The organism is Pseudomonas sp. MPB23, from assembly GCF_046605395.1.
Classification (GTDB): Bacteria; Pseudomonadota; Gammaproteobacteria; order Pseudomonadales; family Pseudomonadaceae; genus Aquipseudomonas.
Window position 1 is genome coordinate 5,966,389 of record NZ_CP176771.1, and the last position, 13,845, is coordinate 5,980,233.

The following is a 13,845-nucleotide window of genomic DNA, read 5'->3' on the forward strand; positions in this document are numbered from 1 at the left end:
TGGTTCAACGGATCAGTTTTTCGCCTGGTCGTTAGCCGGGTCAGCCGCCTTGGCTTTGGCCGGAGCCGCTTTCTTCGCAGCGGGCTTGGCCGGGGCTTTTTTGGCAGCAGGCTTGGCAGCGGCTTTCTTGGCGGTGGCTTTCTTGGCGGCAGGCGCCTTTTTCGCCGTCGCTTTGGCGGCCGGTGCTGGAACATCCTGCACGGCGACCATTTCAGCCACAGGCGGTGTCTTGCCCGACTGGTATTTGCTCAGCAAGGCCAACATAGTTGTACGCTGAGTGAACATGATTTCCATGCGACGATTCAGCGCACGGCCCTGGGTGCTGTCGTTGGCGGCACGCGGCATAAGGTCGCCCATGCCGCGCAGCATCAGGCGGTCCTGCTTCAAGCCGCTGAGGCTGAAGATCGAAGCGATGGACTGCGCGCGCTGTTTGGTCAATGCCTGGCTCGCAGGAGCGCTGCCCGTGGCATCAACGTGGCCCAGCACCAGTACGGCGGTCTTGGGATCGGCTTCAACAGCCTTGGCCACGCGAGTGAACGGGCCCAAGGTGACCGGCAGCAACATCTCCGGGCGCTTCGGGTTGTAGGAACCGTCTACCGGAGCGATCACGACCAGTACGTTGTCGCGACGCTCCAGTTGCAGGTTGCTGTCCTTGATGGCGGCGCGCAGGCGCGGCTCATAGTCGTCCAGCCAGGCCTGGGTGATTTTCGGATCGGGCATCGGCACGTTGGTCACATCGACCTTGGCCAATGGCTTGGGCTTGCTTTCGAACGGCCACCACCAGTGGGTTTCAGTGTCGTTTTTGGCTACCGCAGGGGCCGGTTCCGCAGCCTTGACGTCGGCTTTCAGGTCGGCCTTGGCAACAGCGGCTTTATCGTCGGCATTCTTGGAAGAGAACGGCCACCAACTGGAACCGGTGTCAGCCTTGGCGACCGGTGCAGGTGCAGGCGCAGCAGCGGCGGCTACAGGTGCAGCAGGCTTGGCCCCGGCGGCAGGTTTGGCATCCGGCTTGGCGTCGGTTTGAGTGACTACGTCCTTGGTAGCAGCCTTATCCGATCCAAATGACCACCAATGCCCGCCCTCGGCATCATTTTGTGGAGTTTGTGCGCAACCGGTAATAGTGAGGCAAAGCGCCAGTGCCAAGGACTTGTTCGATAACATGAGATATCCACAAAATGAGAAAAGAAACGGGGGTCTGATTGACCCGTTAAACAGACGCTTACAGGACATTAAAGTTACATCATTTCCTTCAGCGTCTTCTTATAGTTGCATTTGTAACAAAAAAACGTGAAACAGCAAGGGGTTTACAGACAACCGGCCAATATTCTGACCAACTTCTGTGCCCGCGGGTCCATAAGTACATAAGGCCCCAGTGTATTAGTCACGAAACCAAACGCTACATCATGTTCGGGGTCGGCAAACCCCACCGAACCGCCGGCACCGGGATGCCCGAAAGCACGGGGGCCAAGGCCGAAGGTGGCATTGGGCAACTGCGGTTGATCCAACATGCAGCCCAGGCCGAAACGGGTTTGTGTCAATAATGTTTTATCCGGCCCGATACTGTGTTCACGGGTCAATTGTTCGAGCATGTCGGCTTCCAGCAAACTACCGTCCAACAAACCGCTATAAAAACCGGCCAGGCTGCGCGCATTACCGTGACCATTTGCCGCCGGCTGCTGCATGCGTCGCCATTCGGGTTTATTAGTGCTGGTCAGAATAGACGGCGGATTGGCAAATGCCCGCGTAGTCATGGCCGTCGGTTCACGCATCATTACTTGCAGTAAACGTTGAGCGGCTGCATCGCCCATGTTGCCTTTGCTGCGCGCTATATGTGCCACGCGATAAAACTCTTCGTCGGCCAGACCCACGTGGAAGTCCAGCCCCAGCGGGCGTGCAACCCGCGCCACGATGGACTCTCCCGGCCCACGCCCGTCGGCACGCCGCAGCAACTCACCGACCAGCCAGCCGTAGGTGATGGCCTCGTAGCCATGGCCCTGGCCCGGCGTCCACCACGGTGCTTCGGCCGCCAGGGTGTCGACCATCAGTTGCCAGTCGTACAGCGCTTCGGTGGGCAGCATTTCGCGGATCGCCGGCAACCCGGCCTGGTGGCAGAGCAACTGGCGCAGGGTGATGTTCTGCTTGCCGGCGGCGGCGAACTCCGGCCAGTAGTTGGCGACCGGCGCATCCAGCTGCAGCTTGCCTTCGGCGACCAATTGCAGGGCGGTGACGGCGGTGAAGGTCTTGGTGCAGGAGAACAGGTTGACGATGGTATCGCTGTGCCAGGCCTCGGTGCCGTCCTTGTCGGCGGTACCGGCCCACAGGTCGACGACGGTTTCACCGCCGATCTGGATGCACAGCCCGGCACCGCGCTCCTGCGGGTCATCGAACAACGCGGCGAACGCTTCACGTACCGCTTCGAACTGGAGTTCGTAATGACCCTGAATCTGCACCGGTGCACCCTCGAAAGACAGCGTAAAAAGTGGCCGGCATTGTTCCAGCCCCAAGCGGTTTTGTGAACCCGTCAGCACTCAATCAATGACCATTTCCGGCGTGTCCGCCCGCATGCCCGGCGCCCTGCCCCGCGCCTTTGCCGTCACTCGATGCCCTGCCGCCTTCGCTTTCACGCACTGCGTTGGCCGCCTTGGCCTTTTGCGCTTCCTTGCCCAGTTGGTCGATCGCCGCCAGGTTGCTTTTGCGCACACTGTCGACAAAACCCTGGAACGGCACATCGGTAATACCGACCAGGCCGAAATGGCCGTTTTCGCCGTCCAGCAAGCGGCCGGTGACCGGCTGGTCCAGGTACTGGAACCAGTGCACACCGACAATCGACGGCTCGGCCATGGCCTGCTTGAGGAACGTACCGTACGCCGCACCGCGATCTTCTTCCCTGGCCAACTGCGTCACACCGCCCCAGAACGGGCCACGGTCGCTGGAGCCAACGTTGAATTCGGTGATCAGCACCGGTTTGTTCAGCGCGCGCAGGGCAGCAAAGTCATAGCCGTCCTGGGGTTTGAGGGTGTACATGTTGAAGCTCAGCACATCGCAATACTGCGCGCAGGACGCCACCGCTTCCGGCGTGCTCACTGCATAGCGGCCGCCCAGCAGCAACTGGTTGGGCGCGTGCCATTTCAGCGAATCGGAGAGGGTCTTGAAGTAGGCGTCGGCGAAGGTCTTCTGGAAGTATTTGAAGTCGGCTTCGATTTCCGGGTGTTCAGGACTCGGCATCGGCGGCTCGAAACCCGGGTCTTCCATCAGCTCCCAGCCGGCCAAGTGGATACCCCAGGCCCGCGACAGGCCTTCTTCGTTGCGATACTTGTCGCGCAGTTGCTTGAGAAACGCGCGCTTGGCCGGTACGTCGGTGGTCATGCGCAAGGTGCCGTAGGCCAGGGCATAACGGGATTTCGCATCATCGCCGGGGCCTGCCCAGGCCAGCTCGTTATCGGCGAAGAAGCCGATCAGCCACGGGTCATCGCGGTGATCGCGGGCGGCAATCGCCACGGCGCGCTCGGTGGCCATGGCGAAACGCGGGTCGAACGGATCGGGCATGCCGCCCCACCAGTCGGTGCCGGTGCTGATGCTGGCGTAATCGCCGACGATCGACAGCGGCAAGGTGTACGGCACCCGGTCGGCGGCGGCCAGGCCCGAGTCGCTCCAGTTGCCTACGGTGTTGAAGCCCCAGGCCTGCAAGCGGTCGAGGGTGTGGCTGACCCAGCGCTTCTGGTCGAAGCCTTCGGTGTCGTAGGTGCGCTGCAGGTTGGCGCCATAGAAGTCGTACCAGCGCCCGACATTGAAGCCACGGCCCAGATCGGCACCGTTGCCACCGCGGTTGTCGCCGCTGCCGTAGTACTTGTCGAAGGGTTCTCCCGCCTTGGGCAACGCCGCGAACATCCACTCACGACCGGCCACGTAGGTCTGGTTATTGGTCGGCGTCACGGTGTTGACGCCCAGGGAGTAAAACGGATGGCCTTCCGGCGTCACCAGGTACCAGCGGCCGTCGCGCTTCTCGGTACGGAAAAAGCCGCTGGCGTCGAACGCCGGGCCTTTGTTCCACCCCCCGTATTGATCCAGGGAAGAGTTGTCCCGCTCGGTCAGCCAAGCCTTGAGCTGTTGCTGCTCCTTGGCGGCGGCGGCCTTGAGTTGCTCGTCGCTGCTGACTTTTTCCGGCCAGCGCGCGCGAGTCGACTGCCCATAGGCATCCACCAGTTCGCTATAGGCGGCCTTCAGCACCGGCTCGCTGTCCTGCACGCCGAAACGCTCCAACAGGATGCTTTGGGCGGCGACAGGCTTGATCATCGACAGGGTCACCGAGACCACCTGACTGCGGTCGATCTCCCCCGCGCTGCTGGCCAGCAACACACGCTGGCCGTCCACGGTGATCGGCATCGGTGGGCCGGCCTTCATGCCTTGGCTCAATGGCGAGTTGGCCTGCAGCGGCACCAGCAAGGTCTGGGCCGGGCCAGCCGGCAGGTCGATGCGGCTGACCAGGGTCTTGCCATCGTTGCTCTGCACCTTGACGTAGAGGGTCAGCGCCCAGTCCATGGCGCTCTGGATACGCAGGCTCATGGCGCTGGATTGCGACCAGTCCCAGGCGCCGGTCTGTGGGCTGAGCACCAGGCTCGGTTCGGCGGCCGGGTTGAAGGTGATGCGGCGCAGCACTTCGCCTTCGGGGGTCTGTTCGGCGTTGTATTGCGGCAGGCTGGCGTCCTGGGTCGCCACCTTGACCACATCGGCGGGCCGGACGAAGTTGAACAATGTCTGTTGCCCGGCGGGCGCGGCCATCAGTGGCGCGACGAACAGCAGGGCAAAAAGAGCGGGCAGCGTGCGAATCATACGAACAAGGTTCTCCCAAACGGCCGGTGAATGGCCTGATGACATAATTGAGATAGACCACGAAGTGGGCGAATTCGCCCACGGGGGCTTAAGAAATTTCGCGCCGAAATGGCGGCAAGGCATTCAGGATCGCCTTGCCATAGCGCTGGGTGACCAGGCGGCGATCGAGCAAGGTGATGGTGCCGCGGTCTTCCTCGGTGCGCAGCAAGCGACCGCAGGCCTGGACCAGCTTCAGGGAAGCGTCCGGCACCGAGATTTCCATGAACGGATTGCCGCCCCGCGCTTCGATCCACTCGGCCAGTGCGGCCTCGACCGGATCATCCGGCACCGAGAACGGGATCTTGGCGATCACCACGTGTTCGCAGTAGGCACCGGGCAAGTCCACGCCTTCGGCGAAGCTCGCCAGGCCGAACAGCACGCTGGAATCCCCGCCATCGACCCGCGCCTTGTGCTTGTTCAGGGTTTCCTGCTTGGACAGGTTGCCCTGGATAAACACCTGCTTGCGCCAGTCGCGGTCGAGGCCGTCGAACACGTCCTGCATCTGCTTGCGTGACGAGAACAGCACCAGGGTGCCGCGCGAACCTTCCACCAGTCCCGGCAGGTCACGGATGATTGCAGCCGTGTGGGCCGGCGCATCCCGAGGGTCGGCCTTGAGGTCGGGCACGCGCAGCACACCGGCGTCGGCGTGATGGAACGGACTCGGCACCACGGCGGTGACGGCTTTTTTCGGCAGGCCGGCGCGCATGCGGAAGCGGTCGAAGGTGCCCAGGGCGGTCAGCGTGGCCGAGGTCACCAGGCAGCCGTAGGCCACGTTCCACAGGTTGCGCCGCAGCATTTCGGCGGCGAGGATCGGGCTGGCGTTGACCTCGATATCGAAAAGCGCACCGCTTTCGGACAGGGTCAGCCAACGGGCCATGGGCGGGTTGTCTTCCGGGTCTTCGACGGTAAAGGCAGTCCACAACTCCCAGTTGCCCTGGGACCGGGACAACAGGCTGCCGAACAACGGGTACCACTCCTCGGCCTGGTTGCTGGCGATGCCGATGTTGACCTCGCCATCCATGCCTTCCTTGAGCAGGTCGGTCAGGCGGGTGAACAGGTCGGTCAGGCGCGAAAAGCCTTTTTTCAGCTCGATGCCCATTTCGCGCATGTGCTCGGGGATCAGCCCGCCGACAAAACGATGGCGCGGGCGTTCACGGCCCTCGACGTCTTCGCCGGGCTTGAAGTCGGCGACCTGCTCGCAGGCACTGAACATGAACTGCTGCTGGGTCTTGATCTCCCGCGCCAGCTCCGGCACCTGCTCGATCAGCTTACCCAGGTCGCCGGGCAGCGGGTGCTGGGCCAGCAGCTTGGTGAGGTTCTTGGCGGTGGTCTCCAGCCAGTCGGCGGTGGAGCGCAGGCGCGTGTAGTGGGCGAAGTGGCCGATGGCTTTGTCGGGCAGGTGGTGGCCTTCGTCGAAAACGTAGAGGGTGTCGCGCGGATCCGGCAGCACGGCACCGCCGCCCAGGGCCAGATCGGCCAGCACCATGTCGTGGTTGGTGACAATCACGTCGACCTTGCCCATGCCTTCACGAGCCTTGTAGAAGGCGCACTGGCCGAAGTTGGGGCAATGACGGTTGGTGCACTGGCTATGATCGGTGGTCAGGCGTGCCCAGTCGGCGTCTTCCAGGGCGGTGGGCCAGCTGTCGCGGTCGCCGTCCCATTTATTGCCGGCCAGTTTCTCGATCATGCTGGTGAACAGCTTCTGGCTGACTTCATCGACTTCGATCTTGAAGCCTTCTTCTTCGAACAAGGAGGCGGTCGCGGTTTGCGCATGGCCTTCCTGCAACAGCACGTCCAGCTTGGACAGGCACATATAGCGGCCACGGCCCTTGGCCAGGGCGAAGGTGAAGTTCAGGCCGCTGTTACGCATCAGGTCGGGCAAGTCTTTGTAGACGATCTGCTCTTGCAGGGCGACGGTGGCGGTGGCAATCACCAGGCGCTTGCCGGCAGCCTTGGCGGTGGGGATCGCGGCCAGGCTGTAGGCCACCGTCTTGCCGGTACCGGTGCCGGCCTCGACGGCCACGACCGCAGGCTCACCTTCGCGGCGACCTTCGTCGTCGGTGTCGATATCCCCGAGGACCTTGGCCACTTCGGCGATCATCAGGCGTTGGCCGTAGCGCGGTTTCAAGCTCTTGGCTTCGAGAAAACGCGAATAGGCACCCTGGATCGTGGTTTTGAGTTCAGTGCTGATCATGGATAGTCGGGCGCAAAAACGCTGGATAAATTTTCAGTGGTTCGGATCGGCCGCTATCATACCCCGCTAATTAATCCCGCGCAGAACGGAGTACCACCATGACCGCGTTTAGCCTCGCTTACACCCTGCATGTATTGGCCGCCCTGATATGGGTCGGCGGCATGTTTTTCGCCTGGATGATCCTGCGCCCCGCCGCTGTGGCGGCACTTGAGGGCCCTGCCCGGCTCAAGCTGTGGGCAAATGTGTTTCAACGTTTTTTCGTATGGGTTTGGGTGGCCGTGCTGGTTTTGCCGATCAGCGGTGTCGGCCTGTTGCAACTGCGCTTCAACGGCTTTGAAACCGCGCCGCGTTATGTTCAGGTGATGATGGGTTTGTATCTGGTGATGACGGCGCTGTTTATCCGTATCCAGGCGCTGAAGTTCCCGGAACTGCGCACGGCGGTAGCGGCCGAGGATTGGCCGGCCGGCGCGGCGGCGCTGGGGCAGATTCGCAAACTGGTGGGGATCAATCTGATCGTGGGCCTGGTGGTGGTGGCGATTGCTTCGGCTCGGCCGATGTTCTGACCAGACACTGTAGAAGCGAGCTTGCCCGCGAAGGTCGTCAACGATAACGCAGCGCTTCTGGAAGCCCATGTCGCCGATGCGTTTTTCGCGAGCGAGCTCGCTCCTACAAGTGGGTGTGTTAGAGGCGCTGGATCGTTACGGCGCCAGCAGGCCCAGCTGGCCCCGGCTGTCCTTCGAGTCCTGGGCGACCCTTCTCGCCGCCATCGGCGCGGTACACCAGGCAGCCTTTGGATTGGCCACCGTTGCCAGGTTTACCTGCTGTGCCAGCCAATCCACCGGCACCGCCATCTACCCAGACCTTGATCTTTTCGGCCGGGAAGTCCTGCGGCAGCTCGATCCGTACGTGCGCACCCGCTGCGCCGGGCAGGCCATCGCCACCATTGTCACCGTTGGCCCCGTGCCCGGCCGAGCCCCATGTGCAACCGGGGTCCTCACCGTTGGCGCCATCCAGCCCGGCATAACCCTGGGCACCGGCGCCGCCACGGGCATCCACCGACAGTTCTTCAGCCATCAGGGCATTGACGCGCAAGGTCAGGTCACGCCCGGCCTTGGCTGGTTTTTCATGGGTACCCGGTGCCCCACGGGAGGTGAACTGGCTGCCGTGGTCCAACTGGGCATGCCGCACCTGCAGTTGTAATGCGCTATTACCGGGGGCAATCGCAATGCGGGCGTCGCGACCCAAGTGCAATTGATCCACCGTGACCTGGCTGATAGTGGCCGGGATCAGCAAGGTGCCGTAGTCCGCCACATCCAGGCGCTCTAGCTGCAATACGCTTGTGCTGCTGGGCAGGCGCATCAATGAGTTGGTTTCGACACTGACGCTCTGGGCCAGGGCGATGGGGCTGACCAACAGGGCCAACAGAAAAACCTTACGCATCATGGGGCTCCTGAGTGTTTTCAAATTTTTCTTTGAACGCACAGTAACGACTTCTACAGGCGATTTGCCAGTGAAGGTTCAAAAAAGTTAATAAAGGGGAGGTTTCGGTGAAGATCGCCGGCAATGCCCCTGTGGATCCCACAGGGGCAAGGGCTGTCAGCGATTGATCTGGATTTCGGTCCGGCGGTTGAGCGCGCGGCCTTCAGCGGTTTTGTTGTCAGCCACCGGATGGCTTTCGCCCGCACCGGTCACAGACACGAAGTTACTGCGCGGTACACCGGCGCCGATCAGGTAATCGGTGACCGAGTGGGCGCGTTTTTCCGAAAGTTTCTGGTTGTAGGCGTCTTTGCCGACGCTGTCGGTGTGGCCGCTGACCCGCAGTTGGGCGCTCGGGGCTTCTTTTTTCAGGCGCGTGGCAATGGTGTCGAGCGTGGTTTTATCCGACGCCGTCAGCTTGGCCGAGTCGAACTCGAAGTGCACATCGCGAATCACGATGGTTTCTTCCTTGACCACGACCACCTCTTCAACGGCCGCTACGGGCGGCGCAGGTGGGCAGCCATCGGCATCGACCTGTACGCCTTTCGGGGTGCCCGGGCACTTGTCGCGGCTGTCCGGCACACCATCGCCATCTTCGTCGCCATCGCCGTGCACCCAGCAATAGGCGCCGGCCATGCCGCCGATCAGCAATGCGCCATAGCCTGCGTAGGCCGAGCTTTCAGTCGCGCCAATCGCCGCACCGGTCACACCGCCAACAGCGGCGCAGGTCGGCCAATCGGTTTTTTGCAAGCCTGCGCAACCTGTCAATACTCCGGTTAGCAGAACCAAGGGTAGAGCTGTCCGCATGATGCTCATCTGACTTTCTCCTGAGGGGATCGGCGGGGGCCGATGGTTGGAGTAAAGACCGCTCTTTTCAACTGCGCCACTACGCCACACCCCGTATTCATTGAGGTTGGCCGTCCCCATCGGATTTTTCGCAGCCGCACGCTCTAGGCCCGCACGCTCAGCCGCGCTAGTCTCTAGGGTCCTGATGTGAGGATCTCTGATGACCGCTGGTATTTCTTCCCGTACACCTCAGCAAGCCTTGGCCGCCTTGCTGGATCTGCACCAGCCCAAACGCCTGTTGCTGTTGGGCGCCAGCCAGTTTCCGGCGCTGGATGCCTTCCAGGCGGCCCACCCGGACACACAAGTTTCCGTGGCGGTGCCGGGGGCATTGCCGGCGGAACTTGCAGCGCAGCGTTTTGACCTGGCGCTGGTGGTGGACTGCCTGGAACACCTGTCAAAACCGCAAGGCCTGACCCTGCTCGGCGGCATTCGCAACCTCAATGCCAGCCGTATTGCGGTGCTGGTGGACCTGGGCGCCTGCGACTGGAAAGACACCGACTTTTTCTCCCTGGCCCTGCAGGCCGGTGAGCGCTTCCAGCGTGATGAGCAGGTTCTGACCCTGTTCACCTACGATCTGCTTGACTATAAACAGGTGCCGGACTGGCTCAACGCCCGGTTCTGGGCCAATCCGGAAAACTTTGGAAAGTATTGGTGGTAAGCCGATGAGTACATCCATTTGTCCCTGCGGCAGTGGCAACCTGCTGGATGCCTGCTGCGGCCATTATCACGCCGGGCACCCGGCGCCTTGCGCCAGCGCACTCATGCGCTCACGCTACAGCGCGTATGTACTGGGCTTGGTGGACTACCTGGTCGCCACCACTTTACCCGCGCAACAGGCCGGCCTGGACCGGGACGCGATCAGCGCCTGGAGCGCCCAGAGCACCTGGCTCGGCCTGGAAGTGGAAAGCTCGGAGGTGTTCGGCGGCCAACCGGAACATGCCTTCGTGACCTTTACCGCACGTTGGCATGACAGCACGGGCGAACATAGCCACCGCGAACAGTCCTCCTTCGTACAGAATGACGGGCGCTGGTACTTCATCGACCCCACAGTGGAGGTCAAGGCCGGGCGCAACGATGCGTGCCTGTGCGGCAGTGGGCAGAAATTCAAGAAGTGTTGTTCCAGCTACCTCTAATTCATTCAAAGGACAACGCCATGCTTCGGATGTACAGCTTGATGCTGGCGTTGACCCTCTCGTTGACGGGCTGCGCTTCATGGTTCGAAGACGACTCGCCGCCGCCCCACGTCTCGCTGGTCAAGGTCGAAGTGGTGCGCGCCAAGCTGCTGGAGCAGAAATTCAAACTGTACTTTCGCGTGGACAACCGCGATGACTCGGACCTGACCGTGCGCGGTCTGATCTACAAGGTCACCCTAGGTAACTTTGTCCTGACCGAGGGCGAGTCCAACGAATGGCTTACCGTACCGCCACACGGCCACGCCTTCTTCAAGGTCTCGGTGCGCACCAACCTCTGGCCGCAAATCCGCGATGTGGTGCAGATGCTGAAAAAACCCGACAAACCCGTGCCCTATCGCCTGGAAGGTGAGCTGAAAACCGGATTATTCATCGGTTATGACGTGCAGGTGAACCACAATGGCGAGATAATCCCCGGCGATTTTATTCCGGAGCGACATCAATGACTCAGCAACCCCATGTCCATGGTCCTGACTGCAACCACGATCACGATCACCATGATCACGACCACGGCCATGTCCACGGCCCGAACTGCGGCCACGCGCATCAGGAACCGGTGCGCAACGCCTTGAAGGACGTTGGCCGCAACGATCCGTGCCCCTGCGGCAGCGAGAAAAAATTCAAGAAGTGCCACGGCGCCTGATACCGGGCTCCTGAAAATAAGCCTTAGCTCCTGCTTGCGTCGTTTCGCCGCGCTCACTAACGTAGCGCCTTTACTGACGCTACCCCCCGCAGGAGCTTTGCCATGGCCTCGCCAGCCCTCTCACATTTTCTTCCCCGGTTCGGCGTTGCCGCGGCAGTGGCCAGTGCATTAAGCCTGGCCGGTTGCCAGCTCCAGAGCACCCAGGACACCCTGCCGCCACTGGCCGGCGTGCAGCCGATCAAAGGCCTGGCACAGAACGTGTCGGTGCGCCGCAATGCCCAAGGCATGCCGCTGATCGAAAGCAATACCTTCCACGACGCGCTGTTCAGCCTCGGCTATGTGCATGCCAGCGACCGCATCACGCAGATGGTCACGTTGCGCCTGCTGGCCCAGGGCCGCCTGGCGGAAATGTCCGGCCCCGACGTGCTGGATGTCGACCGCTTCATGCGCGCCGTCAACCTGAAAAAAAGCGCCGGCGAGCTCTATAACGCGTCAACGCCGCGCCTCAAGCGCTTCTTTGAGGTGTACGCCCGGGGCGTCAACGCCTACCTGTTCCGCTACCGCGACAAGCTGCCGCCGGACCTGGCCCAGACCGGCTACAAGCCCGAATACTGGAAGCCGGAAGATTCGGCACTGTTGTTCTGCCTGCTGAATTTCAGCGAATCGGCCAACCTGCAGGAAGAGCTGGCGTCGCTGGTACTCGCGCAAAAAGTCGGCGTCGACAAACTCGCCTGGCTCACACCGAGCGCGCCGGACGAACCGATCCCACTGGCCGAAGCCGACAAGCTCAAGGGCGTGAACCTGGGCCAGATCAGCGGCCTTGCCGGGCTGGACACAGTCAGCCAGCAACTGAGCAGCCTCAATTCCCTGGCGGTGAGCACGTCGAACAACTGGGCCATCGGCCCGCAACGCAGCCGCAGCGGCAAAAGCCTGCTGGCCAACGACCTGGCGGCCCAGCCGCAAGCGCCGTCGCCGTGGAGCTACGTGCAGATTCGCGCGCCGAAGTACCAGGCGGCTGGCGCCTCGATTGCCGGCCTGCCCACCCTGTTGTCCGGTTTCAACGGCAAAGTGGCGTGGAGCATGAGCGCGGTCAAGGGCGATACCCAGGACCTGTTCCTGGAGAAGATCAAACGCCAGGGCAACGCGCTGTACTACGAGAACAACGGAAAATGGCTACCGGCCGGGGTGCGTAACGAAACCTTCTTCGTCAAAGGCCAACGCTCGATTCGTGAAGTGGTGTACGAAACCCGTCACGGCGCCCTGCTCAACAGCAGCCAGGCGCTGACCACAGGCCTGGGTCTGGCCCTGCAAACCGCCGATTTCAAAGACGACAAGAGCCTCGATGCGTTCTTCGACCTGTCACGCGCGCAAAGCGTCGCCAAGGCTTCGGACGCAACCCGTGAAATCCGCGCCATTGCCTTGAACATGGTCTTCGCCGACGCGACCAATATCGGCTGGCAAGTCACCGGTCGCTTCCCCAACCGCCGCGAAGGCGAAGGCCTGCTGCCCTCGCCGGGCTGGGACACGCGCTTTGACTGGGACGGTTACGCCGACGCGATGCTGCACCCGTACGATCAGGACCCGGCCCAAGGCTGGATCGGCACCGCCAACCAGCGCACCGCGCCGCGTGGCTATGGCATGCAACTGTCCAACTCCTGGGATGCGCCGGAGCGCAGCGAACGCCTGGCGCAACTGGCCAATGCCGGCAAGCATGACAGCCGCAGTGTGATTGCCATGCAGTACGACCAGACCACCACCTTCGCCGCCAAACTCAAGACCATGTTCCAGGCGCCGGGCATGGCCCAGCCACTGAAACAGGCGATCGACGCCTTGCCGGTGGCGGAACAGGCCAAGGCACGGGAAGCCCTCAAGCGCCTGATGGCCTTCGACGGTCGCCTCGTGGCCACCTCCGCCGACGCCGCGCTCTACGAGCTGTTCCTGCAGGAGAGCACCAAGCAGACGTTCCTCGACGAACTCGGCCCGGAAAACAGCGCTAGCTGGAAAGCCTTTGTCAGCAATGCCGGCTTGTCCTACGCGGCCCAGGCCGACCACCTGCTGGGCCGTGAAGACAGCCCGTTCTGGGACGATGTGCGCACCCCGCTGAAAGAAGACAAACCAACCATCCTCGCCCGCAGCCTGGCCGCCGCAATCAGCGCCGGCGACAGCCAACTGGGCGCCGACCACAAGGCCTGGCAGTGGGGCAAATTGCACAGCACCACCTGGAAAAACACCCAGGGCCAGGTGATTCGAGGCCCACTGGCATCCGGCGGCGACCACAACACCTTGAACCCGGCGCCGTACAGCTGGGGTCGGGATTTCAACACCACCCAGGTGCCGGCGCTGCGCATGATCATCGACTTCGGCCAACTGGAACCCATGATGGGCCAGGGCGGCATCGGCCAATCCGGCAACCCGGCCAGCCCGAACTATGCCAACGGCATTGATCCGTCGCTCAAGGCGCAATACCTGAGCTTCCCGATGCAAGCGCAGAACTTCGACAAGGTGTATGGAAAAGCCAGGCTGACCCTGACGCCAGGCAAATAACCGGTTCCCCTGAAGACACCGGACCAACATGTGGGAGCAAGCCCCCTCCCACATTTTCGCCCCCCAAATGTTCTGAAATGGTG

Annotated in this window: 12 protein-coding genes; 6 read left to right on the forward strand and 6 right to left on the reverse strand. The window is 62.2% G+C overall.

Going from position 1 to position 13,845, the window contains the following annotated elements; all coding sequences use genetic code 11:
• Nucleotides 1-12: 12 nt before the first annotated feature.
• The 4 genes from ACLH0J_RS27120 to dinG form a co-directional block, all read right to left on the reverse strand.
• Nucleotides 13-1,161, reverse strand: a complete 1,149-nt coding sequence (locus tag ACLH0J_RS27120) for an OmpA family protein (RefSeq protein ID WP_411389844.1) — start codon at nucleotides 1,159-1,161, stop codon at nucleotides 13-15.
• Between the two features lie 143 nt (nucleotides 1,162-1,304).
• Nucleotides 1,305-2,450 (reverse strand): serine hydrolase domain-containing protein, encoded by a 1,146-nt coding sequence (locus ACLH0J_RS27125; protein WP_411389845.1) that lies wholly within the window; start codon nucleotides 2,448-2,450, stop codon nucleotides 1,305-1,307.
• A gap of 82 nt (nucleotides 2,451-2,532) precedes the next feature.
• Nucleotides 2,533-4,830, reverse strand: a complete 2,298-nt coding sequence (locus ACLH0J_RS27130) for a beta-galactosidase (RefSeq protein WP_411389846.1) — start codon at nucleotides 4,828-4,830, stop codon at nucleotides 2,533-2,535.
• 88 nt (nucleotides 4,831-4,918) lie between these two features.
• Nucleotides 4,919-7,063 (reverse strand): ATP-dependent DNA helicase DinG, encoded by a 2,145-nt coding sequence (gene dinG / locus ACLH0J_RS27135; protein WP_012722636.1) that lies wholly within the window; start codon nucleotides 7,061-7,063, stop codon nucleotides 4,919-4,921.
• A gap of 98 nt (nucleotides 7,064-7,161) precedes the next feature.
• Between dinG and ACLH0J_RS27140 the strand changes: the two genes are divergently transcribed.
• Nucleotides 7,162-7,626, forward strand: a complete 465-nt coding sequence (locus ACLH0J_RS27140; RefSeq protein ID WP_411389847.1) for a CopD family protein — start codon at nucleotides 7,162-7,164, stop codon at nucleotides 7,624-7,626.
• A 118-nt stretch (nucleotides 7,627-7,744) separates the two neighbouring features.
• Here the strand turns inward: ACLH0J_RS27140 and ACLH0J_RS27145 are convergent, their stop codons facing one another.
• Both ACLH0J_RS27145 and ACLH0J_RS27150 read right to left on the reverse strand, forming a co-directional pair.
• Nucleotides 7,745-8,503 (reverse strand): collagen-like protein, encoded by a 759-nt coding sequence (locus ACLH0J_RS27145; RefSeq protein ID WP_411389848.1) that lies wholly within the window; start codon nucleotides 8,501-8,503, stop codon nucleotides 7,745-7,747.
• 156 nt (nucleotides 8,504-8,659) lie between these two features.
• Nucleotides 8,660-9,355: an OmpA family protein gene (locus tag ACLH0J_RS27150; protein WP_411389849.1), complete on the reverse strand. Its 696-nt coding sequence runs from the start codon at nucleotides 9,353-9,355 to the stop codon at nucleotides 8,660-8,662.
• Between the two features lie 190 nt (nucleotides 9,356-9,545).
• Between ACLH0J_RS27150 and ACLH0J_RS27155 the strand changes: the two genes are divergently transcribed.
• From ACLH0J_RS27155 to ACLH0J_RS27175, 5 genes are all read left to right on the forward strand, one after another.
• Complete coding sequence (locus ACLH0J_RS27155; RefSeq protein ID WP_411389850.1) at nucleotides 9,546-10,043, forward strand: DUF6231 family protein; 498 nt, start codon at nucleotides 9,546-9,548, stop codon at nucleotides 10,041-10,043.
• A 4-nt stretch (nucleotides 10,044-10,047) separates the two neighbouring features.
• Complete coding sequence (locus ACLH0J_RS27160; protein ID WP_411389851.1) at nucleotides 10,048-10,518, forward strand: YchJ family protein; 471 nt, start codon at nucleotides 10,048-10,050, stop codon at nucleotides 10,516-10,518.
• A 20-nt stretch (nucleotides 10,519-10,538) separates the two neighbouring features.
• A complete protein-coding gene (locus ACLH0J_RS27165; protein ID WP_411389852.1) occupies nucleotides 10,539-11,021 on the forward strand; it encodes an LEA type 2 family protein in 483 nt (160 codons plus the stop codon).
• A complete protein-coding gene (locus tag ACLH0J_RS27170; RefSeq protein ID WP_003189235.1) occupies nucleotides 11,018-11,218 on the forward strand; it encodes an SEC-C metal-binding domain-containing protein in 201 nt (66 codons plus the stop codon). The genes ACLH0J_RS27165 and ACLH0J_RS27170 overlap by 4 nt, the downstream gene beginning before the upstream one ends.
• 102 nt (nucleotides 11,219-11,320) lie before the next feature.
• Nucleotides 11,321-13,762, forward strand: a complete 2,442-nt coding sequence (locus tag ACLH0J_RS27175; RefSeq protein WP_411389853.1) for a penicillin acylase family protein — start codon at nucleotides 11,321-11,323, stop codon at nucleotides 13,760-13,762.
• Nucleotides 13,763-13,845: the final 83 nt, after the last annotated feature.